This is a genomic window from Acinetobacter sp. 226 (assembly GCF_048147925.1).
GTDB classification, from domain to species: domain Bacteria; phylum Pseudomonadota; class Gammaproteobacteria; order Pseudomonadales; family Moraxellaceae; genus Acinetobacter; species Acinetobacter pecorum.
In genome coordinates this window covers 1-23,946 of the sequence record NZ_JAYWYX010000009.1, presented here as the reverse complement: position 1 = coordinate 23,946, position 23,946 = coordinate 1, and the positions used below count along the sequence as shown (strand labels likewise).

The 23,946-nt window shown below is 44.2% G+C and carries 29 protein-coding genes; 19 read left to right on the top strand and 10 right to left on the bottom strand.

Annotation, left to right across the window (positions count from 1 at the left end):
* Positions 1 to 4: 4 nt before the first annotated feature.
* The 7 genes from VXP95_RS05615 (at position 5) to bioD (ending at position 6,679) form a co-directional block, all read left to right on the top strand.
* Positions 5 to 856 (top strand): TauD/TfdA family dioxygenase, encoded by an 852-nt coding sequence (locus VXP95_RS05615; RefSeq protein ID WP_416711642.1) that lies wholly within the window; start codon positions 5 to 7, stop codon positions 854 to 856.
* 50 nt (positions 857 to 906) lie between these two features.
* Positions 907 to 1,728, top strand: a complete 822-nt coding sequence (locus VXP95_RS05610) for an SDR family oxidoreductase (protein ID WP_416711641.1) — start codon at positions 907 to 909, stop codon at positions 1,726 to 1,728.
* Positions 1,729 to 2,034: 306 nt separating this feature from the next.
* The gene (locus VXP95_RS05605; RefSeq protein WP_416711640.1) at positions 2,035 to 2,760 is read left to right on the top strand and encodes an alpha/beta hydrolase; all 726 of its coding nucleotides are present in this window, start codon (positions 2,035 to 2,037) and stop codon (positions 2,758 to 2,760) included.
* Positions 2,761 to 2,833: 73 nt separating this feature from the next.
* Positions 2,834 to 4,111 (top strand): adenosylmethionine--8-amino-7-oxononanoate transaminase, encoded by a 1,278-nt coding sequence (gene bioA / locus VXP95_RS05600; protein ID WP_416711639.1) that lies wholly within the window; start codon positions 2,834 to 2,836, stop codon positions 4,109 to 4,111.
* Positions 4,108 to 5,277 (top strand): 8-amino-7-oxononanoate synthase, encoded by a 1,170-nt coding sequence (locus tag VXP95_RS05595; RefSeq protein WP_416711638.1) that lies wholly within the window; start codon positions 4,108 to 4,110, stop codon positions 5,275 to 5,277. The genes bioA and VXP95_RS05595 overlap by 4 nt, the downstream gene beginning before the upstream one ends.
* Positions 5,274 to 6,029, top strand: a complete 756-nt coding sequence (gene bioC / locus VXP95_RS05590; protein ID WP_416682001.1) for a malonyl-ACP O-methyltransferase BioC — start codon at positions 5,274 to 5,276, stop codon at positions 6,027 to 6,029. Before VXP95_RS05595 ends, bioC begins: the two co-directional genes overlap by 4 nt.
* On the top strand, positions 6,026 to 6,679 hold the full coding sequence (gene bioD, locus VXP95_RS05585) for a dethiobiotin synthase (protein ID WP_416682000.1): 654 nt from the start codon (positions 6,026 to 6,028) through the stop codon (positions 6,677 to 6,679). The genes bioC and bioD overlap by 4 nt, the downstream gene beginning before the upstream one ends.
* On the opposite strand, the gene VXP95_RS05580 is transcribed toward bioD, so the two are convergent.
* Positions 6,657 to 8,036, bottom strand: a complete 1,380-nt coding sequence (locus VXP95_RS05580; protein ID WP_416711637.1) for an ATP-binding protein — start codon at positions 8,034 to 8,036, stop codon at positions 6,657 to 6,659. The genes bioD and VXP95_RS05580 overlap by 23 nt on opposite strands.
* Positions 8,029 to 8,703: a response regulator gene (locus VXP95_RS05575; protein ID WP_416711636.1), complete on the bottom strand. Its 675-nt coding sequence runs from the start codon at positions 8,701 to 8,703 to the stop codon at positions 8,029 to 8,031. Before VXP95_RS05575 ends, VXP95_RS05580 begins: the two co-directional genes overlap by 8 nt.
* Before the next feature lie 108 nt (positions 8,704 to 8,811).
* Between VXP95_RS05575 and dsbD the strand changes: the two genes are divergently transcribed.
* The 4 genes from dsbD (at position 8,812) to VXP95_RS05555 (ending at position 12,825) form a co-directional block, all read left to right on the top strand.
* Positions 8,812 to 10,749 (top strand): protein-disulfide reductase DsbD, encoded by a 1,938-nt coding sequence (gene dsbD / locus VXP95_RS05570; protein ID WP_416711635.1) that lies wholly within the window; start codon positions 8,812 to 8,814, stop codon positions 10,747 to 10,749.
* Entirely contained in the window at positions 10,746 to 11,594 is an 849-nt protein-coding gene (locus tag VXP95_RS05565) for a TlpA disulfide reductase family protein (RefSeq protein ID WP_064101926.1), read from the top strand. The genes dsbD and VXP95_RS05565 overlap by 4 nt, the downstream gene beginning before the upstream one ends.
* 19 nt (positions 11,595 to 11,613) lie before the next feature.
* Complete coding sequence (dsbG, locus tag VXP95_RS05560; RefSeq protein ID WP_064101927.1) at positions 11,614 to 12,354, top strand: thiol:disulfide interchange protein DsbG; 741 nt, start codon at positions 11,614 to 11,616, stop codon at positions 12,352 to 12,354.
* A gap of 108 nt (positions 12,355 to 12,462) precedes the next feature.
* Positions 12,463 to 12,825: a YidH family protein gene (locus VXP95_RS05555; protein ID WP_064095379.1), complete on the top strand. Its 363-nt coding sequence runs from the start codon at positions 12,463 to 12,465 to the stop codon at positions 12,823 to 12,825.
* Here the strand turns inward: VXP95_RS05555 and VXP95_RS05550 are convergent.
* Positions 12,822 to 13,142: an ArsR/SmtB family transcription factor gene (locus tag VXP95_RS05550; protein ID WP_004280150.1), complete on the bottom strand. Its 321-nt coding sequence runs from the start codon at positions 13,140 to 13,142 to the stop codon at positions 12,822 to 12,824. The two genes, VXP95_RS05555 and VXP95_RS05550, sit on opposite strands and share 4 nt — an antisense overlap.
* 120 nt (positions 13,143 to 13,262) lie before the next feature.
* Here VXP95_RS05550 and VXP95_RS05545 point away from each other — a divergent pair, with 120 nt between their 5' ends.
* The 4 genes from VXP95_RS05545 (at position 13,263) to VXP95_RS05530 (ending at position 16,014) form a co-directional block, all read left to right on the top strand.
* Complete coding sequence (locus VXP95_RS05545) at positions 13,263 to 13,679, top strand: YeeE/YedE family protein (RefSeq protein WP_004810628.1); 417 nt, start codon at positions 13,263 to 13,265, stop codon at positions 13,677 to 13,679.
* Position 13,680: 1 nt separating this feature from the next.
* Entirely contained in the window at positions 13,681 to 14,097 is a 417-nt protein-coding gene (locus VXP95_RS05540) for a DUF6691 family protein (RefSeq protein WP_064101928.1), read from the top strand.
* Between the two features lie 2 nt (positions 14,098 to 14,099).
* On the top strand, positions 14,100 to 14,999 hold the full coding sequence (locus VXP95_RS05535) for an MBL fold metallo-hydrolase (RefSeq protein WP_416711634.1): 900 nt from the start codon (positions 14,100 to 14,102) through the stop codon (positions 14,997 to 14,999).
* Between the two features lie 778 nt (positions 15,000 to 15,777).
* Positions 15,778 to 16,014 (top strand): hypothetical protein, encoded by a 237-nt coding sequence (locus tag VXP95_RS05530; protein WP_064101930.1) that lies wholly within the window; start codon positions 15,778 to 15,780, stop codon positions 16,012 to 16,014.
* Between the two features lie 7 nt (positions 16,015 to 16,021).
* On the opposite strand, the gene bioB is transcribed toward VXP95_RS05530, so the two are convergent.
* From bioB to queG, 3 genes are all read right to left on the bottom strand, one after another.
* Entirely contained in the window at positions 16,022 to 17,023 is a 1,002-nt protein-coding gene (gene bioB / locus VXP95_RS05525; protein WP_191731329.1) for a biotin synthase BioB, read from the bottom strand.
* Positions 17,024 to 17,155: 132 nt separating this feature from the next.
* Complete coding sequence (locus VXP95_RS05520) at positions 17,156 to 17,359, bottom strand: hypothetical protein (protein WP_081406329.1); 204 nt, start codon at positions 17,357 to 17,359, stop codon at positions 17,156 to 17,158.
* Between the two features lie 103 nt (positions 17,360 to 17,462).
* Positions 17,463 to 18,557, bottom strand: a complete 1,095-nt coding sequence (queG, locus tag VXP95_RS05515) for a tRNA epoxyqueuosine(34) reductase QueG (protein ID WP_144725440.1) — start codon at positions 18,555 to 18,557, stop codon at positions 17,463 to 17,465.
* Between the two features lie 23 nt (positions 18,558 to 18,580).
* Between queG and VXP95_RS05510 the strand changes: the two genes are divergently transcribed.
* Both VXP95_RS05510 and VXP95_RS05505 read left to right on the top strand, forming a co-directional pair.
* Positions 18,581 to 20,053 (top strand): NAD(P)H-hydrate dehydratase, encoded by a 1,473-nt coding sequence (locus VXP95_RS05510; protein WP_144725438.1) that lies wholly within the window; start codon positions 18,581 to 18,583, stop codon positions 20,051 to 20,053.
* A gap of 17 nt (positions 20,054 to 20,070) precedes the next feature.
* A complete protein-coding gene (locus tag VXP95_RS05505) occupies positions 20,071 to 20,343 on the top strand; it encodes an acylphosphatase (protein WP_144725436.1) in 273 nt (90 codons plus the stop codon).
* 3 nt (positions 20,344 to 20,346) lie between these two features.
* Here VXP95_RS05505 and ruvC read toward each other — a convergent pair whose 3' ends face one another.
* Complete coding sequence (gene ruvC, locus VXP95_RS05500) at positions 20,347 to 20,892, bottom strand: crossover junction endodeoxyribonuclease RuvC (protein WP_064095372.1); 546 nt, start codon at positions 20,890 to 20,892, stop codon at positions 20,347 to 20,349.
* Positions 20,893 to 21,017: 125 nt separating this feature from the next.
* Between ruvC and VXP95_RS05495 the strand changes: the two genes are divergently transcribed.
* Positions 21,018 to 21,584 (top strand): FxsA family protein, encoded by a 567-nt coding sequence (locus tag VXP95_RS05495; protein WP_064095371.1) that lies wholly within the window; start codon positions 21,018 to 21,020, stop codon positions 21,582 to 21,584.
* A 120-nt stretch (positions 21,585 to 21,704) separates the two neighbouring features.
* On the top strand, positions 21,705 to 22,343 hold the full coding sequence (locus tag VXP95_RS05490) for a LysE family transporter (RefSeq protein WP_416711633.1): 639 nt from the start codon (positions 21,705 to 21,707) through the stop codon (positions 22,341 to 22,343).
* On the opposite strand, the gene VXP95_RS05485 is transcribed toward VXP95_RS05490, so the two are convergent.
* From VXP95_RS05485 to VXP95_RS05475, 3 genes are all read right to left on the bottom strand, one after another.
* A complete protein-coding gene (locus tag VXP95_RS05485; protein WP_191731335.1) occupies positions 22,327 to 22,533 on the bottom strand; it encodes a hypothetical protein in 207 nt (68 codons plus the stop codon). The genes VXP95_RS05490 and VXP95_RS05485 overlap by 17 nt on opposite strands.
* Before the next feature lie 144 nt (positions 22,534 to 22,677).
* A complete protein-coding gene (locus VXP95_RS05480; protein WP_191731336.1) occupies positions 22,678 to 22,926 on the bottom strand; it encodes a hypothetical protein in 249 nt (82 codons plus the stop codon).
* Positions 22,927 to 23,618: 692 nt separating this feature from the next.
* Positions 23,619 to 23,946 (bottom strand): FAD-dependent oxidoreductase (locus VXP95_RS05475; RefSeq protein ID WP_416711631.1); only part of this gene is annotated, 328 nt, incomplete at its 5' end.

Below are 23,946 nucleotides of genomic sequence, written 5' to 3'. Positions count from 1 at the left end.
ACACATGAATATTGCACAGCAAGCTTTGCACACCACACCTAATCAGATTAAAACGCAATTGGTAGAACAGGGCTGTGTCTTGTTAAGACATGAACACTATGACGTGACCTCGTTTAGTGAACTCATGAATAGGCTATGCCAGCGGCTGACTTATGATCCTGCACGCGAAAATATCACTCGCCAGTCCCAGAAAGTTGATGCAGGTAGCCAAGCCATGGGACTGCATATTGAAAATGGCACGACACCTTTACCGCCCGATATCATCGCCTTTTTCAGTGAAAAAAGTGCTTCGCGCGGTTCGCAGACTACCTTATGTGATGGGCATGAAGTCTGGAAAAATATGTCGGCTGCTCTCAAGCAGAAATTTGCCGAACCGATGACCATTAGCCGTTATTTACCCAAACCGATCTGGCAGAAGTATGTGGCCACTGTCTTGAATATTGAAAATGCAGAGCAGGTCGGCCTACAGGAGCTGGAACGCTTTATCCAGATGGTGCCTGGACAGCAGATTAGCCCGGCACACGATCAAGGGGTGCACTACCATTTAAACATGCCGATGGTCCGCCATGACACTCTTAAGGGTATTCCAGCCTTTGCCAATACCTTACTCGGGCCTTCTTACAATTATGAAAAACCCCGTTTTCATTTTGCTGATGGTTCAGAGATCAGTCCAGACTTACTCGCCGAACTGGCAGAGCGGTGTGAAGCCCGGACCTCAGAAATTGACTGGCAGGATGGTGATCTGGTAATCATTGATAACAAACGCTTTATGCATGGCCGACGTGAAATCTTGGTGCCACTTGAGCAGCGTAAATTGTATATCTGTATGGGACTGGGCCTGAATCCTGACTTTTAAGCAAAGCAGAAAAAGACATCTAAAAAATTCAACCATAAGAGAAGTGATCTATGTCCAATTTAACAGCAGTTCTTCTAGGTGCGACCGGTGGCATTGGTCAGGCCATTGCCGATATTCTTGGAAAAAATGGCCTGAATCTGGTTCTGGTCGGACGTAATGAACAGACTTTGCGAAAATTAGGTGAAAAACTGGCACAGCGTTATCCGGATATACAACTGCAAGGGATCTGCTGTGACCTGGCCGAGCAGCACAGCCGTAACGAATTACTGGGTGCGCTGGCCGAACTGAATACCCCCATTCACTATTACATCAATAATGCCGGTATCAATGATTTCAGTCTGTTCTCACAGCAAGCACAGGAAATGATGGAGCAGATGATGCTGATTAATGTGGTCTATCCCTTGCAACTGGTGCAGGGCATTATTCCACTAATGTCAAAAAATCAGTCAAGCCAGATCATTCATATTGGCTCTACCTTTGGCAGCATTGGCTATCCGGGTTATGTCAGTTATTGTGCCAGTAAATTCGCCTTGCGCGGTGCTACCGAAGCCTTGGCACGTGAGTATGCTAAGACCTCAAGTCAATTTCGTTATTTTTCACCAAGAGCAACGATCACGGAGATGAATGATGCAAATGTCACAGAAATGAATCAGGCACTGGGAACTAAAATGGATGATCCTGATTTTGTCGCACAAGAGTTTTATCGTTTTTTAGAGACAGACTGTCAGTCCTATCAGGTGGGTTATCCTGAAAAAATCTTTGTGAAGGTAAATCAGTTTTTACCCCATATCGTTTCCGGGTCAATTGAAAAAGATCTGGATACTATTTATAGATATGCGAACCGAGATCCAGCAGCCTACCACACTGAATAGTAGAAGATGAATGTAATGACTGATCAGCGCTAGGTCAATAAACAGTTGTTTTATTCTTTACAGATATCGCTGTAACCGATATGTTCTGGAGCTTTTGTATCTGTTAACACGAAAATTTTTTCTTTTTAGAGAAACCTGCGGCAGCGGTGGCACAGGGTATTTTGCTGTAATAAATAATATTTTAATTTTGAAAAAGAAAGTTTTCAGGCTAAAAGTATTTTCATGCTTTTTTGAAAAGCAATAATTTTGATTTCAAAAAATCTCTATGGCTTGCAGTCATATTGTATTTTTAATATGGAACTATAGATGAATATTTTATTGATCGCAGGCTGGGGATTAGGAACAACAGTCCTGGAAGAATTTTCTGAAAAACTCAGGCCAGATCATACAGTCGCAATCTCTGATATTTTTGACCCATTTGATGCAGCGACCCTGCAGGAAAAGATAAAGCTCGCACAAGATTATGATGTACTCATAGGCTGGTCTTTAGGGGGACAATTGGCCATATATTTGGCCAATGAAATCTATCAGCAGACAGGGGTAGCAAAGCCTGTGATTGCCTGTATGTCTAATCCCTGTTTTGTGGTTAATACACATTGGCAACAGGCAATGCCTGAAGCTGATTTTGAAAAATTTTCTCAGGCGGCCCGACTGGACATGCTAACGACATTGAAACGTTTTAGTCATCTTGTCTGTATGGGGGCGAAGGATGCACGGCAACGGGTAAAATATTTACAATCCAAACTGTCTTTAATTAATTTAAATCATCAAGAAAAGCATCTTTATCTTTTGAAACAATTAAATTTGGTAGAGATCTTAAAAACCTGTTCAACGAAGATACTGTTTATATTTTCAACCCAAGATTCACTAGTTCCTTACCAAGTTTCCATAGAATCTGTCTTTTATCAACAAAGTTTGATCAAAGTCAAAGAAATCGAGGCTGCGCATGATGCAATCCTGTTCGATACAGAATTGCTGCTAACCCCTATTATGGATTTTCTGGATGATTTACCAGTTACTTCAGCAAGATAGAGAGTTCAGTCATTTGCATTTTTAACTGAGCAGGCTAAGATCGATATTTCCACAATTTTTCAGGATGAATTTTGTGTTTGACGCTTTTGATCAAGAGCATATTTGGCATCCCTATACCTCAATGACTGCACCCTTGCCATGTTATCCGGTCGCTAGCGCCAGCGGTGCCCAGATCTATCTGCAAGATGGCACGGCGCTGATTGATGGTATGTCCTCCTGGTGGTGTACGATTCATGGCTACAGTCATCCTGAGCTGAATCAGGCCGCCATTGAGCAGCTTAATAAGATGTCACATGTGATGTTTGGCGGATTGACCCATCAGCCTGCCATTGAACTTGCGAAAATCCTGCTGGAGATTACGGCATCTGAGCTTGATAAAGTCTTTTTTGCTGATTCCGGTTCGGTTGCTGTAGAAGTTGCCTTGAAAATGGCGGTGCAATACTGGCATGCCCAAGATCAACCGGAAAAAAGTAATTTTGTCACGACACGTTCGGGCTACCATGGTGATACATGGAACGCGATGTCAGTTTGCGATCCCGTCACGGGCATGCATCAAATTTTCGGTTCAAGCCTGCCTAATCGATATTTTGTTCCTGCACCTGAAAGTAGTTTCAATGGCGAATGGCAGGAGCAGGATATCCAGCCACTGGAACAGTTACTGGCAGAAAAACACAGACAAATCGCTGCCCTGATTATTGAGCCGATCGTTCAGGGTGCGGGGGGGATGCGTTTTTATCATCCTGAATACTTACGTCAAGCCAAAGCTTTGTGTAAGCAATACGATGTACTCCTGATTCTGGATGAGATTGCGACAGGTTTTGGACGCACTGGTAAGTTATTTGCCTATGAGCATGCCGATATCATCCCTGACATACTTTGTTTAGGTAAAGCCCTGACCGGTGGCTATATGACATTGTCTGCTACGCTCACCACCAGGCAGGTTGCAGAGACCATTTCTCGGGGTGAAGCGGGCGTTTTTATGCATGGCCCGACCTTTATGGCCAATCCGTTGGCGTGTGCAGTTGCAGTAAAAAGTATCCAGCTTTTACTGGCACAGAACTGGCAAACCAATATCCAGCGCATTGAACAGCAATTAAGTACTTTGTATGTTTTAGAGGGGCATCCTGTAGTCAAAGATGTGCGGGTGCTTGGGGCAATTGGAGTGGTTGAGCTGCATCAGTCAGTGAATCTGGCTGAATTCCAGGCAGAATGTGTTCGTCGTGGTGTATGGATTCGTCCATTTGGCAGACTGGTGTATGTCATGCCGCCTTTTATTATTTCTACAGCCGAATTGCAGACATTGCTGAAACATATGATCGCTATGATTCAGCACCTGGAGCTTGCAGCATGAATCACCTCGAACATTTTGCACAGCAACTTGATGTATTAAAGCAACAAGGTCAGTATCGCGAGTTTAAATCCAACATTACCAGTGCTGCCCATTTTGAACTCAACGGCAAAACCATGTTGAATCTGGCATCGAATGATTATCTGGGCCTTGCCAGCCAACTGGATTTACGGGAAGCATTTTTTGATATGACTCCTGTTTCTGAGCGGCAGATGAGTGCCAGTTCCTCCCGGTTGCTGACAGGAAATTTCCCTGCTTATGAACAGCTTGAACATAACATGTCGCAAGCCTTTGGCCGTGCGGTACTGCTGTTTAATAGCGGCTATCATATGAATATCGGGATTTTACCTGCGCTTGCGGACAGTAAGACCCAAATCATTGCTGATAAACTGGTTCATGCCAGTATGATTGATGGTATCCGTTTATCTAAAGCGAATTATGTGCGATATCGGCATAATGATTTAGATCACTTGGCACAACTTTTATTGAAATATCATTCAGATGAGTCAATTGAACGTATCATTGTCGTCACAGAATCCATTTTTAGTATGGATGGGGATGAAACCGATTTAACTGCTTTGGTGGCGCTAAAGAAACAGCATCCTAAAGTCATGCTGTATGTTGATGAAGCGCATGCGATAGGCGTACGCGGTTTACGTGGACTGGGCTGTGCCGAGCAATATAATGTGATAGGGGATATCGATTTCCTGGTAGGTACCTTTGGTAAAGCGCTTGCTTCGGTTGGCGGCTATTTGGTCTGCGAACCGGTAATCCGGGAATATCTGATTAATTCAATGCGCCCGCTCATTTTCAGTACGGCCCAACCTCCCATCTGCATGGCCTGGACGAATTTTATCTTTCAGCATCAGCAGGGCTTACAGGCAGAACGTCAAGCGTTAACTGCATTATCACAATACAGTCAGCAGGCAGTAAAAAATCTGGGTTATGACTGTCCGTCAAGTTCCCAGATTGTTCCGGTCATTATTGGAGATACACATCAGACCGTGGCTTCAGCAGCCTATTTGCAAGATCATGGTTTTTATGTATTGCCTGTACGTCCACCCACTGTTCCCAAAAACTCGTCACGATTGCGGATATGTTTGCATCATGGAATAAAGAATCAGGAAATTCAGCACTGTTTTAGTGTACTGGAGCAGTATCAGCCATGAATAACACACTGATTGCACAACGATTTGCTCAGGCTCAGCACAGTTATGATCAGCATGCAGTAGCACAGCGCCATGTCGCTCAACATTTACTTCATTTAATGCAACTGCATATTCCTCAACTGCATATGCAACGTGCGCTGGAAATTGGTTGTGGTTCAGGTCTGTTTAGCCATGCTTTTTTACAGCATTATGGAGTTGATCAGTTGTTTTTAAATGATCTTTATCCTGAAGTGAAACAGCATTTTCCTGAAACTGAGCAATTCATTTGGGGCATAGGCGATATCGAACAGTTGCCATTACCGCAGTCTTTAGAGTTGGTGGTGTCCTGTTCAGCCTTGCAGTGGATTCAGGAGCTACCGGCCTTAATCCGAAAAGTGGCCACTGCCTTGAACCCGTCAGGATATTTCTGTTTTGCCAGTTATGCAGAAGACAATTTAAAAGAAATTAAAGTGTTAACAGGACAGGGTCTGGATTATTTACCACTGGAAACTGTAGCCAATATCTTGCAGGCACAGGGCTTTGAACTACTAATGGCAAATGAAGAACGGATCCAGCTCAACTTTGCCCAGCCTAGAGATGTGCTAAAACACATGAAATCTACCGGTGTGCAGGCAACGGCTCAGGGTTTTCGCTGGAGCAAATGTTTACTTGCGCAGTTCGAGCAACATTATGCTCAATTCCAGATCCCGGAAACAGGGAGTTATCCTTTGACCTACCATCCCATTTACCTGATTGCACGGAAAGCTCTATGAGTTCGAAAATCTTTTTTGTCAGCGGCATTGATACCGCTATTGGTAAGACCTATGCCACCGGTTTTTTGGCCAGAAGCTGGAATGAACAGGGGATTCGAACCATTACCCAAAAGCTGATTCAAACTGGCAATGTGGATGTTTCAGAAGATATCGAGCAGCACAGGATGATCATGGGGTGTGGGCTGCTGCCTGAAGATCATGACAAGCTGACCATGCCAGAAATTTTTAGCTATCCAGCCTCACCGCATCTGGCATCTGAACTGGATCGGCGTTCAATCGATTTCGAAAAAATTCAGCAGGCAGCCACTATACTAGCCGAGCGTTATGACCGGGTTTTGCTTGAAGGGGCAGGCGGATTAATGGTGCCGCTAACCCGGGACATGCTGACAATCGATTATATTGCAGCGCACGATTATCCTGTCATTCTGGTGACTTCAGGCCGTCTAGGCAGTATTAATCATACTTTACTGAGTCTGGAGCTACTCAAACAGCGTAAAGTCGCACTTCATGCTGTGGCATTTAACCATGCTGATGACCATCAGGACCAAACGATTGCGATGGATACCATTCAATATTTAAAGGAGTATCTGACCCGGTATTTTCCAACAGCCGTATGGCTGGATATTCCTAAGCTTGCGGGTCACGCTTAGACACGCCGTACTTGATTTCAATGCGGAGCCCATAGGGTCGAAGGGCATTGAAAGAGAGCTGGTAGCCATACTGTTTTAACAGGTTAGCGGTCAATGCCAGTCCCAGACCATGGCCATGCTGCTGAGCAGATTTGCGCCAGAAGCGTTGTCCTAAATGTTGGATATCCTCGGCTGTAAGTTGTTGTCCATCATCTTCAATTACTAGGTAATCAGACTGCATGGAAATCCAGATATGGGCAGCTTGTGCATGTAGCAGTGCATTTTCAAGCAGATTTTTCAGTACCGTATACAGCACAAATTCAGGTAGCTGAATTTCGCCTAGACTTTCCCAGTCTACCTGTATTTTTTCATTCATTTCTGGATAGCGTGTACTTAAGTCTGCAAGCACCTTCTCAAGCGTGGGGCGAAGCCAGATGGCTTCAGGCATTGCTTGGATACTGTTTTCTGATTGGGTCAGCAATAAAAGCTGCTCGAGTAACAGCGTATAACGCCGGATACTCTCATTGGCCTGCTGCAAATTGTGCTGAATGGATTCAGGCAGGTGCTGCTGCTGACCGATCAGCTGGGCCAGTTGTACATGGGTTTTAATTGCGGTCAGGGGACTGCGTAATTCATGTGCAGCATAGGCACTAAAGGCTTTCTCCTGTTGCAGACTGTCATTGAGTTTCTGAATCAACTGTGTGGAATTGTTGACAAAAGGCTGTACTTCCTGAGGAATGCTTGCAGGCTTGAGCTGCATTAAAAAATCTGCCGCCTCTGAATAGCTAAGGTTTTTCTGGTTCAGGTATTGACTGAGCTGATCCAAAGGCCGGAACTGTCTGCGGATAATAAAGATGATCAGGGCAATACAGATCAACAATGAGAAGATCAAGGGAACCAGTACGGACTGCAGGATCTGCTGTAGTAAGGTATCCCTCAACAACATGCGTTCTGCCGCCACCACCTGAATATCACCACGACGCAGGACATAACTGCGCCATTCCGTATCACCCTGCTGCCAGGTGCTGAATCCTTCTGGTCGCTGGCTTAAATTTTGGGGGGCACCGCGTGTTTTGGCAATCACCTGATTACCTAACGAGATGTCAGAGCTAAAAAGAGAGACTTCACAGGCAATTAACTGGTTTGCATCATCATTCTTGGCTAATTTTGATAGGGTTGCATCCCCCAGACTATCCAGCGGTAACTGCTGAATCAGCCGGGCAACCATTTGTGCAGATGCCGATAAGCGTTGATCCAGTGTGTCTTGTAAACGCTGTTTCAGGTCAATATACAGCCATGAAAATACCGCACTCCACAACACAATAAACACGGCCAAAAGACTCATGACCAAACGCCATTTCAAGCTGTGACTAAACATGACGATGCTCAAACGGTTTGAAAATATATCCCACACCACGAACGGTCTGAATCAAGTCTGGATACAGTTTTTGTCTCAGGTGATAAATGTGTACATTCAGGGCGTTGCTCTCGATAGAGTCCTGAAAACCATAGAGCTTGTCAATAAGCTGTTCATTTTTCAGGATCTGGTTGGGGTGGCTCATCAGGGTTTCCAGCAGGCTGAATTCACGGCGAGATAAATTCACGGCCTGGTCTTGATAGGTCACAGTCTGGGTATCCCGGTTCAGAACCAGTTCATCAAATTGCAGTGTATTCGAGGCAAAGCCACGGTGGCGCCGGTTGAGGGCATGAATCCGGGCAATCAGTTCATCCAGTTCAAAGGGTTTGGTCAGATAGTCATCGGCACCGGCATTCAGGGCCTGAACACACTGATCGGTCCGCAGCCGCGCCGTCAATACCAGTACCGGGAGATCAATCTGGTCGCGTCGCCAGCTGTGCAGCAACTCCAGGCCATCCTGATCCGGCAGACCTAAATCCAGCAAACACAAATCGACTGCACTATGCCGGATAAAATAATCCGCAGCACGTGCGTGACTAACATGCTCCACTGAAATATTCAGATAGTTCAGAGCAGCACAAATGCTCTGTGCGATATAGGGGTCATCCTCAACCAATACAATAAACATAGAACATCCTGATCAAACTGCCATTATTTTATAAATGATTTGGGCTGTTAATGTTGCCTTAATTTTAGTTTTTCAATAATGCAGTCCTAACAGGAGGAGAGCAGCTGGATGTTGAAGTGGATATTGGGTGCCGTGATCGGCGTTGGAATCATGACGGGAACTGTACATGCAGACTTTTTACCACCGGATCAGGCATTTCAGTTTCAGGTGGTTTCTACAAGCCAGGATCAGGCAGAGCTTAGCTGGAAAATCGCAGAGGGTTATTACCTGTATCATGACCAGCTTAAAGTGTCTCATCAGCAGACCCCAGTCAAGTTGGCGTTGCCCAAACCCGAAGACAAAGACGATCCCAATTTCGGTTTGACCCAAGTGCATTATGGGCAAGTCAAAACCAATATGAATGTGCAGCCCAACCAGCAGTTTGTAGTGCAATGGCAGGGCTGTGCAGAAAGTGGTTTATGTTATCCGGTACAACGCACCACAGTAACAACTGATGCAGATGGTTTATTTCCAGCGCAAAACTTGAGCAAGCCTCAAAAGCTGCTGGCCAGCACTACACAGCCACAAGTAAACGAAAAAATTCTGACTGCTCAGAAAGATGAGCTCCAAGCTATAGAGCAAACTCCAATTACAGATAAAGCACTGACCGAAGAAAAGATAGAGGAAATACAAGTCGCTGCAGTTTCTGAACCTGTGGTGCAGCCTGAGGTGGAATTAACAGAGAAAAATGACCAGCTCATTGCAGACCCTAAAAATCAAACTTCGTCAGCAGGCATGAATAGCCAGTGGAACAATGACCAGTATTTTTTAAGTCTGCTGTCAGAACAAGGTCTGTTAATTAATGCCCTGATTTTTCTCGGGCTTGGCATTCTGCTGGCATTTTTACCATGTTCTTTACCTTTAATTCCAATTTTAACGGGAATTCTGGTTCAGCAGCACCGGGGCTACCGTGCGGCACTAATTGCGCTGGTTTTCGTTTTGGGTATGGCACTGGTCTATGCGGTCATGGGACTTGCTGTGGCACAGCTCGGTTATAGTTTTCAGCGCTGGTTTCAAAGTCCGGTATTCATCAGTATTTTCAGCATTCTGTTTGTTTTGTTCGCACTTAATCTGTTCGAAGCATTTCAGCTGTCCTTACCCCAAGGAATGTTGCAGCGTCTGGATCAATGGCAGCAAAAGCAGAAGGGTGGCACGCTGATTGGTGCTGGTCTTATGGGCATGATCGCCGCACTGATTGTAGGGCCATGTATGAGTGCACCGTTGGCCGGTGCCTTAATCTATGTGTCTCAGCTCAATCAACCGATGCTGGGAGCCAGTTATCTGTTCGTCTTAGGCCTTGGGCTGGGCTTACCACTATTTATTGCTGCCGTATTTGGGTCCCATCTTTTACCCAAACCTGGCATCTGGATGGATCGCCTGAAGTTTAGTTTTGGTTTTGTCATGCTGGCGCTGGCCTTGTATTTCGCCCGTCCACTATTGCCCGGTATTTTATATCTGAGCCTTTTGGGCGTGGTACTGATCACCTGTTCAGGCTACTTCTTGTTCAAGATGCTGCCTCATGTGCATCGGTCTGTATCGAAAATAGTCCTGATGCTGCTCAGTGGTTTACTGGTCTATGCAGGAGGCATGCAGCTCTATCATGTCTGGAGCCAGGTACAGGTCGCCCATGTAGAATCACGGCTTGAATGGCAGAAGGTCAGCACAGCCGCACAATTGCAACAGCTATTAGCCAAACATCGCGAACAGCCGGTAGTGATTGATGTTTATGCAGACTGGTGTGTGGCCTGTCAACCGATTGAAAAGGAAGTGATTTCACGTAGTGATGTCCAGGCGGCTTTACAAAATGTGGTTCGTATCAAATTAGACCTGACTCACTATCATCCAAGTCAGGATGAGCTTCTAAAAGAACGGCAAATCCTGGGTCCACCTACTTTTATATTTTTAAATGCAGCGCATCAGGAACAGCGGGACTTGCGTTTGACCGGAAGCTTTAGTGCGGCACATTTACTAGGCACATTGCAGCAACTGCAAGGGGAGCAACCATGATGATTTCCAGTGATGCACTGCATCTGGGACCTTTGATGTTGCCCTGGACACTTATTATTGTTGCCACTGGCTTGATGCTGTTATCTGCCATCCTGTTTGGATTAGCCAGAAAGTATTCATGGTCTAAACAGCAGCTTGGACAAAGTCAGGATTTGCTCTGGAGCAGTTTTTTGGTTGGAATGCTGGGTGCGCGTCTTGTTTTCGTCCTGCTTAATGCCGAGCTGTATTTTGCAGCACCCATCGACATACTGAAAATCCAGGACAAAGGTTTCCATTTATGGGGAGGGGTGCTGCTTGGTGCTTTGTGGTATGTCATTCGAAATAGACAGCTGCAGACCCGATTCAAAGCCATTTTGTTGATCATATTGGTACTCTGGGTCGGGCTTGGACTCGCGTTCAAATCCAGCCTAAAAACTGAAGCAGCGTTTCCTGATCTAGCCTTTGCTGGACTAGAACAGGAGCGTTTGGGTACAGACAAGATTTCACTCAGCCAATTCATTGGCCAGCCCACGATAATTAATTTGTGGGCGAGCTGGTGTCCGCCCTGTCACCGCGAAATGCCGGTGTTGGCCAGAGCAGTCCAGCAGCATCCTCAAGTGAATTTTATCATGCTCAATCAGGGTGAGGAGGTAGCCACCGTAAATGCCTATTTAAGAAAACATCAGTTTCAATTTAAACATGTCCTGCTGGACCCATATGGTGAACTACCCCAGCAGCTGAATAGTTTTGGCCTGCCAACGACGCTGTTTTTTAATGCTCAAGGCCAGCTGGTCGAGCGGCATATGGGGGAACTCAGTCCGGCCATGTTGCAGCAATATTTAAACAGAATTTCAGATCAACCTTAAAAAAACGGAAGGACTTAGTATGAATAAAATTCACCAGGTGCTTGGTGCAGGTATGTTCCTGATCATGAGCATGCACACACAGGCAAATATTAAACAGAACATTGAAAAACAGGGTTTTGTGTTTGTAAAACAGATTCCGGCACCGCAAGGAATGACCGGCTGGGTGGGGCATGAAGACCAATACTCCAATACGCTCTTTATCTCCAATGATGACAAATATTATATCAAGGGCGAACTGTTTGATGCGCAAGGGAAAAGCCTATCCAATGAACAGATTGAAAAGCATATGAAAAAAGCGGTATTGGACGACGTCTGGAAAACCCTGGAAAAATCGACCTGGATTCAGGATGGTAAGCCGGATGCACTACGGGTGGTTTATGTCTTTTCCGATCCCAATTGTCCATATTGCTATAAATTCTGGCAGGCGGCCCGACCTTGGGTCGAATCAGGCAAGGTACAGCTGCGTCATATTCAGGTCGGTGTGATCCGTGAAGAAAGCCGTGGTCAGGTGGCAACATTGTTAATGTCGAAAGATCCAGCGGCAGTTTTTAACGATATGAACAAGAATAAAGGTAAAAAGCAGCTCAAGAAAATGGAAAAGATTCCTGCCGAAATTGCTGCCAGAATTGATGCCAATCAGGCCTTGATGGGGAAATACGGCTTTTTCTCCACACCGTCGATGGCCTGGAAAAACAGTCAGGGTGAATTTAAATCTACTCAAGGCTTGGCGATGGACGTCAAGGAAATTTTTGAACAATAAGATTTTAACTACATGATAGAAAAAGTAATTTTTACTTAAAACCTCTATACATGATAGGGGAGCAGATTTACATTGGTGGATAGGCTAAGCATGAAGAGCAGATAAGACATGTCAAATTTGGATGATCCACGGGTACTGCTTGCTTTGGAACGAACCGCTCTGGCGTGGAACCGGAGTGGTTTGGCATTAATTGCTTTTGGTTTTGTGATTGAAAAATCCAACCTGCTAGTGCAACTGGTGGACCCAGACACTTATGCACAGAAAATAGCTTATTCACAATGGTTGGGAATTGCGGTGATTGTATTTGGTATGTTGGTAAATTTCGCCTCAATCCTGCAATATCGACGGGGGTTGGCATCACTGCGACCGCCGGAATTTATTGAAGGTTATTACACCCAGTATCCCGTATGGCTAAACCTGTTTACTGCTTTTAGCGGACTGCTTCTGATCATTTCTTTTTGGCTGCACTAGGAAGAGGGTTGGGCGCAATACAGCTCGTACAGCTTTTGCATCAGGCTCAAGACCTTGGGGTCACTCAGACGATAGAAAATCTGTTTACCTTCACGTCGGGTGCCAACCATGTCGGCCTTACGCAGTACAGTCAGCTGTTGTGAAAGTGTAGGTTGATGAATATCGGTAGATTCTTCAATTTCCTGAACATTCATTTCCCCGTCAACCAGGACACATAAGATTTTCAGACGATCAGGATTGGCTAAAACTTTTAGGCATTGGCTGACGAAATCGACCTGTGAAAAATCAATTTTGGCATTTGCAGCAATCATATCCATAGATGTCCTCAAAACCTTAGATGTAGCCCGTGCAGTTTACACAATTTACCATAAAACTGCTTGATTATTATTTTTTATTATATAATATAAAAAAGTATATTGTATAGAGATTGATTCACCATGCATGACTTCCTCATCGCATTTATTGGCGGTTTAATGCTCGGACTTTCAGTGGTCGGCTATCTGTACGTCAATGGCCGTATTGCAGGAATCAGTGGTTTGGTTGGGCAGGTATTAAACCCAAAAACTGTATTTAAAACGCCTGCGATCTGGTTTTTATCAGGCTTGATCATCACACCGTTTATTTATGGTCTGTTTGTACAACCTGAAATCGAATTGAATGCCAGCCCATTGATGATGATTGTGGCGGGTCTGCTGGTAGGCTTCGGGACACGTTTGGGGTCGGGCTGTACCAGTGGTCACGGAATTTGTGGCATTAGTCGGCTGTCTAAGCGTTCTATTGTCGCGACGATGACTTTTATGTTTGCAGGTTTTGTCACCGTTTATATTATCCGTCATATCACAGGAGCATTCTAGAATGAAAAATGTGTTTGCCTTTTTATTTGGTGCTCTGTTCTCTGTGGGTCTGATGGTGTCAGGCATGTCTAATCCGGAAAAAGTACTCGATTTCTTGGATCTGTTTGGTGATTGGGATGCCAGTCTGGCCTTTGTGATGATGGGCGCGATTGCGGTGGCCTTTATTCCTTTCCAGAAAGCGGTACGTGCGGCTCAACCGAAAACAGTATTTAATGAGCCTATTGATTTGCCTAAAAATAATCAGATAGATAAGAAACTGATTACCGGTGCGGTTTTATTTGGTGTGGGTTGGGGGATTGCGGGCATCTGTCCGGCACCAAGTTTCACCTTGATCGGTTTGGGTCACTATCAAGTGCTCTATTTTGTTGTAGCAATGCTGGTGGGTGTATGGATTCACCGTAAATGGTCAGGAGCTTAACTATGCAAGACATTTCAATGGAAAAACAGGTACAACAACCGGTTGTGCAAGATTTCTTTGAAGAAAACACCAATACTTTCAGTTATGTGGTGAGTGATCCTGCAACCGGACATTGTGCCATTATTGACAGTGTCCTGGATTATGATGCGGCCTCGGCCAGCACATCGACTACACACGCAGATCGTATTATTGCCTATGTTAAGGCAGAAAATTTAACTGTGGAGTGGATTCTGGAAACCCATGTTCATGCCGATCATCTGACAGCAGCGCAATATCTCAAGGCAGAACTGGGCGGTAAAATTGCCATGAGCCAGAAGATTTCTGTGGTACAGGAAACCTTTGGTGCGATTTATCACCTGGACATGAAACAGTTTAATGCCCTGCAACCATTTGACTACCTGTTTGAGGATCATGAGCATTTCAAGATTGGTGAACTGGATGCCTATAATATTCCTACGCCAGGGCATACACCGGCCTGTCTCAGCTATGTAATCGGGGATGCGGTATTTGTCGGTGATACCCTGTTTATGCCGGATTATGGTACAGCGCGTTGCGATTTCCCGCGTGGTAGTGCATCGACCTTATTCGATTCGGTACAGTCACTGTATCAGCTTCCGCCTGAAACTCGGATGTTCTTGTGTCATGACTACCTGCCTTCAACACGTCATGACTATGTCTGTGAAACAGATGTACGAACCCAGAAAACCCAGAATATTCATATTCACGAAGGTACCAGTAAAGCAGAGTTTGTCGAAATGCGACATCAGCGTGATGCTACTTTAAATATGCCGAAACTGATTCTGCCGGCAATTCAGATCAATATGAAAGCAGGGCAGTTCCCTGAGCCTGAAGCCAACGGTGTGTCTTATTTGAAATTGCCGTTGAATTATTTTAAGTCTTAAAATCCTCCTTGGCATGTGTGATCATGTTGATTGCACATGTTTTTTTTTATCTAAATCAGACTGAAGTTAAACGTTAACCAAGGTGAGCTCGTCTGCTTCGTACGAGCCAGCGAGAAGTGAATCTAGTTATTCAATTAAATTTACTTCTCGCTATTTTTTGAACAGCAAATGTTAATATATTTTTTATTTAAGCAGTTTTATCCAGGTTTACTGTTTTAAACAGATCTCCCTGTCCGGATGGGCGCTACATAATAATCTTTCCAGTTCTATCTTTTCATCAAAGAGCTTCTTTGCAGCACAATAGGTTAGTCTTGTATCAAGGTGTTATTTTGGTTTGGTATATTTAAATTATTCTCTTTAATCCCAAAAAATAATATTCGTGAAAGGACTATGTTGCGTTTCAAAAAAATTAACAAAAAAAGTGAAAAGTAGATGAAATGCATTTTACAAGTGAAAAAATTATGTTAATTAATAGGAGGTGATTTTTTAGTCAAAAATCATGATGTTTCAGGAAGGAATATCTTAAGAAGCGTATTAAAAAAATGATTAAACAGGAGTTTCAAAGATGCTTCAGCTTTTAAGAAAACTGTTCTGTCTGCATATTTATGAATATGAGCAAATGCAAGAAATCGGCGAACATAGGGAATGTCGTAAATGCGGGACAAATAAGGACTAACGTTCTTGCAAGAAAAGTGAGCATAGGCTCACTTTTTTATGTCTGTAATTCGCTAATTTACGTTAAAATTAAAGGGAATTTTAACTGGGTGAACAGCGGAAGATGAGCAAGGATTTCTATGCAGATACCTATATCGTAGATGATAACCTGGCGGATACGCTGCACTGGCTCAGCCTGCATCAAGACAGTTATGACGCATTTAGCTATGATGCAGTCACTCAAGAGCTAGTGGTGCATCATGCCAATGGAACAGATCAAATCCGAGTGGGAGATTATCTGAATGCCCGTTATGGCATTTTAATTACTGCACATAACTTTTCTACGAGTTCATCAAGTTAAACAATTATTAGCTTGTCATGGCATCTGTGGCCAGACTACGAACACCTGGTTTTGGCTGTTCTGCAACCAGACCTAATTTAGCAAAAAGTTGCTGATCTCTGCCTTGAGCAGTATTAGGGGTCGTCAACAGTTTTTCACCCGAGAAAATAGAATTTGCACCGGCCATAAATGCCAGAGCCTGATCTGAATCGGTTAAGGATTCGCGGCCTGCAGAAAGGCGGATATAACTTTTTGGCATCAGCAAGCGTGCTACGGCAATCGTCCGAATCCACTCGATGACATCCAGTTTTTCTACATCTGCCATCGGTGTGCCTTCAATCGGAACCAGCATATTGATTGGCACAGATTCCGGATGCACAGCCAAAGTCGCAAGTTCATACAATAAGCCAATCCGGTCATTACGGCTTTCGCCCAGACCAACGATACCGCCACTACAGACTTTCAGGCCAGCTTGACGCACATGATCCAACGTATCTAGACGATCATCAAAGCTACGTGTGCTGATAACGTGTGAGTAGTATTCACGAGAAGTATCCAGGTTGTGGTTATAATAATCCAGACCTGCATCTTTCAGGCGTTCTGCCTGTGACTCATTTAGCATACCCAGTGTCATGCAGGTTTCCAAACCTAATGCTTTGACTTCACGTACCATTTCCAGCACATAAGGCATATCGCGTTCATGCGGGTTGCGCCACGCAGCACCCATACAAAAACGTGAACTGCCAGAAGCCAGTGCCTGTTTAGCTTCCTGGATGACTTTCTCGACTGCAATACGTTTTTCAGCTTCCAGTTTGGAATCATAGTGAGCTGATTGAGAACAGTATTTGCAATCTTCAGGGCATTTACCGGTTTTAATCGAGAGCAGGGTACTGACCTGAACGGTATTTGCAGTGAAATTTTCACGATGAACCTGTTGTGCCTGAAACACTAAATCCATTAAAGGTTGCTGATAAAGTGCTTGTATTTCTTCACGTGACCAATCATTACGTACGACATCACTACTGTTCATCTGTCTGTCCTTGTTCATACTTATTTACATGCTTCATCTTAAGTAAAAGCATGGCTATCTTCATTAGCAAAATATGACCTTATAGAAAAAACAAAACCCACACAAGGTGGGCTTTGCATTTTACTGGACAGCTTATTTGTTGCTGTGATTTCCATGAATATCCTGACCATGCAGATCACTACGATGCTGCTTGTTAAACACGCGCTGGTCCTGTTCATGCTGGTTGTTTTTCGGAGAATTAATTGGCCCATGCTGGGGTTGCTGCTGTTGGTGCTTCTGCTGTTCTTCCTGAAGCTGTTCAAGTAGCTCTTGATTTGGATTTTTTGATGACATCATCTTTCCTCCATTTCATTTTGACTAGTTGTATTTATGCCATAGTCTGAAATAAGGGTGTGTAAGGCTTTTAAGTGAAACTGTGACGCTAGGTAAAAATGGAAAATTAACTGGATTTTGCCAGTTGTTCTTGAACAGCCCAATCAATATGCACCTGTACAATCTCATCATGATGGGCGCGCTGCTGATGGAGTGCCTGAACAATTTGTTCATCAAAAGGTGCATTTCCCAAACCGATCGCGATATTACGCATAAAGCTTTGATATCCGGTACGGCGCATCGGGCTACCTTCAGTCGAACTTAAAAAGGTCGCTTCATCCCATTGCCATAAGTCCAGTAAACTGACCTGATCCAGTCCGTGCCGCGGATGAAAATCCTCTACCGAGGTGACTTGGGCAAAACTGTTCCAAGGGCAAATCAGCTGGCAATCGTCACAGCCAAAAACACGGTTACCAATCCCATGCCTCAAATCTTCTGGAATAATGCCTTTATATTCGATGGTCAGATAGGCAATACAGCGGCGAGCATCCAGCATATAAGGCTCGACAATTGCCTGAGTCGGACAGATGTCGATACATGCAGTACAGGAACCACAATGTTTACTGGCAGGCGCATCAAAAGGGAGTTCGAGTGAAGTAAACAGTTCGCCCAGCACAAAGAATGAGCCTGATGTTTTATGAATCAGAAGGGTATGTTTACCTGTCCAACCCATACCGGCACTTTCAGCCAGAGATTTTTCAAAGATAGGGGCTGAATCCGCAAAAGGACGTGATTCAAAATCTCCTACTTTTTCCCGGATTTTTGACGCCAAGGTCTTCAGGCGTCCACGCATGGTCTTATGATAATCCCTGCCACGGGCATAACGGGCAATAATAGCGGAGTTCGGAGCATAAGGAATATACCTGGGTTCCGGTTTATCAACCAGATAATCCATGCGTACACAGATAATGCTGCGTGTGCCGGGAACCAGTAAAGCGGGATTGGCGCGTTTTTCCAGATTGTCTTCCAGAAATTTCATGTCACCATGATATCCGCGATCCAGATATTCCTGTAAGCGGGCTAATTCTGCTTGAGCATCCGGTTTGGCAATGACACAATCAGTAAAACCCAATTCTAAAGCCTGTGCTTTAATCCAGGCCTTTAACTCAGCTGGATCTTGTTGATAGAACTGAATTTGCGCGTGAGAATCGGGAGTTGTCATAAACCAAAGACAGGAAATTAGAAATGCAGCAACTAGTTTACCATAGCCTCGTTTATCATAGCCAAAGTATTCAAGCCTGGGAAAAGCGCTGGTTTCAGCAGCAAAATAGCTCCTATGGTTTAATGCAACAAATGGCCTGGGCAATCAGCCAGCAACTGGGCACTTTATTTTTCAGGCAAAAAATTAAAAAAATCGCTGTCTGCTGCGGTCAGGGTAATAATGCCGGCGATGGTTATCTGGTGGCCAAATATTTAAAACAGGCCGGTTTTCAAGTTGATATTTATGCGGCTGAACCGGGCAGTTCCAGAGATCTGGCAACAGCTGTGCAGGAAGCCAAACAAGCCGGTTTGCAGCCTTATTCGCAGTTTGACTTTCAAACCGAATATGAAGCCTATGTCGATGCTTTATTCGGCATTGGTCTGAACCGTCAGCTGGATTCAAATTGGCAAGACATTATTCATGGTATTAACCGGCAAAATGGATTAAAAATCTCGATCGATATTCCGAGTGGATTGGGTGCCAATACCGGCCAGCCTTTGCCTGTTGCGATTAAAGCTGACTACACTTTTACGGGTTTAGGGCTCAAGGCCGGACTATTCACCGGTCAGGGTAAGGAATATGCGGGCAAGATTGAACTGATTTCTGCAATTCCCGCAGATACTGAGCTTCAACCGATTGCCCAGCTTGCATCACATCAGATCCAATTACCCAAACGCCAAGCTTTTGGTCATAAAGGCAGTTATGGTCATGTGTTGGTGATTGGTGGACATGCCAATATGGGAGGGGCTGTGATTATGGCTGCCGAAGCAGCATTTGCTACAGGAGCGGGAAAAGTCACCATTGCTTGTGATGCGAAACACCATACAGCGATTTTGTCGCGTGCACCGAATATCATGCTACGTGATATTAATGCTCTCACTGTGGAGCAGCGTATAGCGTTGATTCAGCAGGTTGATGCAGTCTGTTTCGGGATGGGCTTGGGGCGTGATGAATGGGCAAAAGAGCAATATCAGGCATGGTTTGATTTAATTCAAAATTCAGACCTGGAAATTGTCCTGGATGCAGATGCACTGTGGTTTTTAGCCAGACACCCCCAAATATTGAACTCCAAAACCTATGCTACACCGCATTCCGGGGAAGCCGCTACGCTATTGCAGAAAGATATTCAAGAAATAGAATCAGACCGGGTTGCAGCTATTCATGCCCTGCAACAAAAATATCAGGGACAGTGGCTGCTAAAAGGTTCAGGCAGTCTGATTCTGGAAGAAAAACTTTATATATGCACAGCTGGAAATGCCGGTATGGGGACGGGTGGAATGGGAGATGTGCTGGCCGGAATGATTGCCAGTCTAAAGGCACAATTTAAACAAAAAATTCATTTGCATGAAATTGTGACACTGCATGCACTTGCCGGTGATGAACTGGCCAAAAATGGCGAACGTGGCTTGCAGGCACAGGATATGAAACATGCGATTTACCAGGTAGTAAACCGTTAACATTAAGGAGGAACGGGATGTCTGTTATCAAACTGAGTATTGCTGGCCAAGTACAAGGAGTTGGGTATCGTTACTGGTTTGCCGAGCAGGCTCAGGCACTTGGCCTGAAAGGATATGTGAAGAACTTGAGCACAGGTGAGGTGGAGGCTGTTATTGCTGGAACAGACTCCCAGCTTCAGGAAATGATTACACGAAGTTGGCAAGGGCCTGCTCGTGCAATCGTAAAGTCTGTTATACAAGAGTTTCTGCAATCTGACCTAGATGCTCAAGACTTTAGAATATTACGTTAAACCTTATCGACGACGGCTACTGACGCGACTCCGGCCGCGTGCCATACCGCCTAGAGCATTCAATACCGCCATTTTACTCATACTACCTGAAGCATGAGCATGACAAATGGCAGCAGCTAAGGCATCGGCAGCATCCTGTTGGGGCTTGATGCTGAGTTTTAGAATATTCATCACCATCATCTGTACCTGTTCTTTGTCAGCAGCACCATAACCCACCACCGACTGCTTGATCTGGCGCGCGGTATATTCAGCGACTTTCAAATCCAGATTGACCAGTGCAGCAACTGCAGCACCACGCGCCTGCCCAAGTTTTAGGGCAGAATCCGGATTTTGTGCCATAAAAACCTGTTCGACTGCGGCTTCGGTCGGACCATAAAATTTTACAATGCGCTCCACGCCAGCAAAGATCCGTTTTAAACGTTCAGGCATTTCCGCCGTTTCTGTTCTAATGGTACCGGCATCGACAAAAGTCAGTTTGGAGCCGTCTTTTTCGATAATCCCGTAACCAGTTAAACGAGAACCGGGGTCAATCCCAATAATTAATGACATGCCTGCACTTTAAAAATAGAATAATGCCCATATTGTTACATAAGCGTATCAAAAAAGCTTGATCCTGATGAAGCTGTTGATTTCCCCATCCTATTATTTATTTTACTGAGATTAGATTAATTTTCATGAAATTATTTCTTATTATCCTTGCAGGTGTAATCCTAGAAGTACTGGTCTGGATTGGCGTGGGTGACCTCGTCGGGAGCATGTGGTACGTATTTTTCTGGTTTATAGCCGCATTCTTTATTGGTATGAATCTGATCCGTAAATATTCGGCCGGTGTCATGCCTCAGATGCAGCAAATGCAGATGGGACAGATGAGTGCAGATCCTGCACTAACAGGAAATTTACCTAAAATTCTGGCAGGTTTCTTTTTGCTTATTCCTGGATTGATTACTGACGTACTGGCAGTCTTGATGCTTATTCCGGCAGTTCAGCAGGTCTTTAAAGCCGCAATAATGAAAGCGATGATGAAGCGTCAGCAACTCATGATGGAAAAAATGATGGGGGGCATGATGGGTGATATGGGTGGTACACAAGGCCAAAATCCATTTGCCGAGATGATGCGTCAAATGCAGGATATGCAAAAGCAGCAGTCAGGCCACGGTGATTCAACGATCATTGATGGTGAAGCACGTGAAGTGACACCTGATGCCAAAAAAATTGAAATGAAAGATGTGAATCCTAAATAAGTATTCTATTTGAAGCTTGAACCGAATCATTTGATTCGGTTTTTTATTACCAGAATAAATAATGCGAATATTCACGCAAAAGTTATAATGCACTGTTTTCAGAATTCTTTTATGGAACCCATGTCACTGCTTCTAACCATTTGTGCCTTACATTTTGTGGCCCAGTTAAGTCCCGGCCCCGATATTCTTTTGATTGCCAAAAGCGCCGCATCTACCACACGCAAAAATGCCCTGAAAGTTATCGCAGGCATCTCTGCCGGAATTGTGGTGTGGGTCATCCTGACATTGGCTGGATTCACTGTATTGATTGATCAGTTTCCATGGATTCAACAGGTATTGATGGTGCTCGGTGGTGTGTTCCTGGCGAAGATGGGCTGGACCATGCTAAAGGGAGGCCTGCACAGCTTTAAAAATAGATATCAACCCGATGATAATGTAAATGAGCAAGTGCAAGTTAAAAACTATTTTATGCTGGGCTTATGGACCAATCTTTCTAATCCTAAAACACTGATCTATTTTAGTAGCGTATTTTCACTCGCCTTGAGTTCATCTGCTTCAGATTATTTGAAAACACAGTTGGCTGTGATTATTCCCTCGCAGACCTTTATTACGTTCGCTTTATTGATGATACTGATTTCCCAACCAAAAATTAAAGCGTTGTACCAACGTTCAGGTAGTTATATTGATATGATTTCAGGCGGACTCTTTCTGCTGTTCGCATTGTGGTTGTGGTATGACGCGCTTATTCTGATGAATTAATTTGTGCATCTTCATGCAAGGCTGTAGTGGTAGATGAGACAGGTATAGGAGATACTGCATTATCCTGGCTTTTAAGCGCCGTTTGATAGCGATTAGGCTTTAAAGTGGTTTCAGTATTTTCAGAACCTTGATAGCTGCGGCTACGGTTGGCGCGCTCACGCAATCCACCTTTTTTAATTAGCTGAACCATGACCTGTCTCTCATTTGAATCTATGGTTATTGTAAATCAAATCGAGGTCTTGTGAGGTGGTTTTTCTGCAGCACAATTCGGATGACTCAAGTATCATAAAAGACCTGTTTGGGATGAACAGGTCTTGCTGCGGGGTGAATAAAATTAACGAAGCCTTTTATCTTCTTCTTTTAAAACATCCAATAGTGAGTGTTGTGCCGGTACTTCTTGTTGCGACTGCACATACAAATGCACCACTTTAAATATGATAGCTGTAACGAGACAGGCGATTAGACATAAAATCCAGAAACCAAAAGGGCTGCGAATATGGTGTGAACCACAATCGTTACAAACCTTTTGAGTGGATTCAACCACTTTGTCACAGCATGCACAATGATACTGGTAACGTAGCATGATGATCTCCTTGAATTCACAGCATTCGAGTGAATAATTTATTTTTTTTAATGTACATCAGCATGTTTTTTACACATCAGATTCTAAATCAATGCATGAACCATGCCTATGGGGTTTAACAAAAAGGTTACTAAAGCATTTTTTGCCTAAAAACCATTTCATTTAAAACGATCAATATCAGGAGTGCGGCAACGCAGCCAAAAAAGATTATCTTAGCGACCCAAGGTATTCTAAAAATTTTTAAATATTTGATTTAAAGCATGAGTTGTAATTATTAACGAGGGGGTTAGCGGGAAATTTATATATAAAAATTAGGTAAATATTTAAATAATTTTGATAATTTATGTTATGTAACCAGAAATACTCCAATAAAGAGCCAAAGCATGAAAAAAATAGCAGTGCTACTTGTAAGTTTAAGGGGGATGGGCAATGTTTCGTACAAACTGAGGTGGAAAAACAAGCTGTCACGTAGTTTCAGCAAGATTTTAACGCAGCTGCATATGAAAGGTTGTTTCAATGCTTTTTGAATTTTAGACCTGAATAATAAAAAAGCAGTGACTATCTTAAATAATGTATCTGCCATTCATGCAGAAATGGGCAATATTGAGCACTTAACAGCCGAGCTCCGAAAATAAAAATTGTACTTAAAACAAAAAAGCCAGTCAGGATGACTGGCTTTTCTATCGTTAAGATTACTGTCCTGAACGCATGATGTAATCAAATGCAGACAGCGAGGCTTTTGCACCTTCACCGGTCGCAATGATGATCTGCTTGTAAGGCACAGTGGTACAGTCACCTGCAGCAAACACACCTTTCACATTGGTTTCGTTGCGATCGTTAATCACAATCTCGCCACGACTAGTCAGCTCAACCGAAGTCTCTTTCAGGAAGTCGGTGTTAGGCAACAGGCCGATCTGCACGAAGATCCCCGCAAGTTCTACCGTATGCTCTTCATCAGTCGCACGGTCTTTGTATTTCAGACCGGTCACCTGTGAACCGTCACCCAGCACTTCAGTCGAC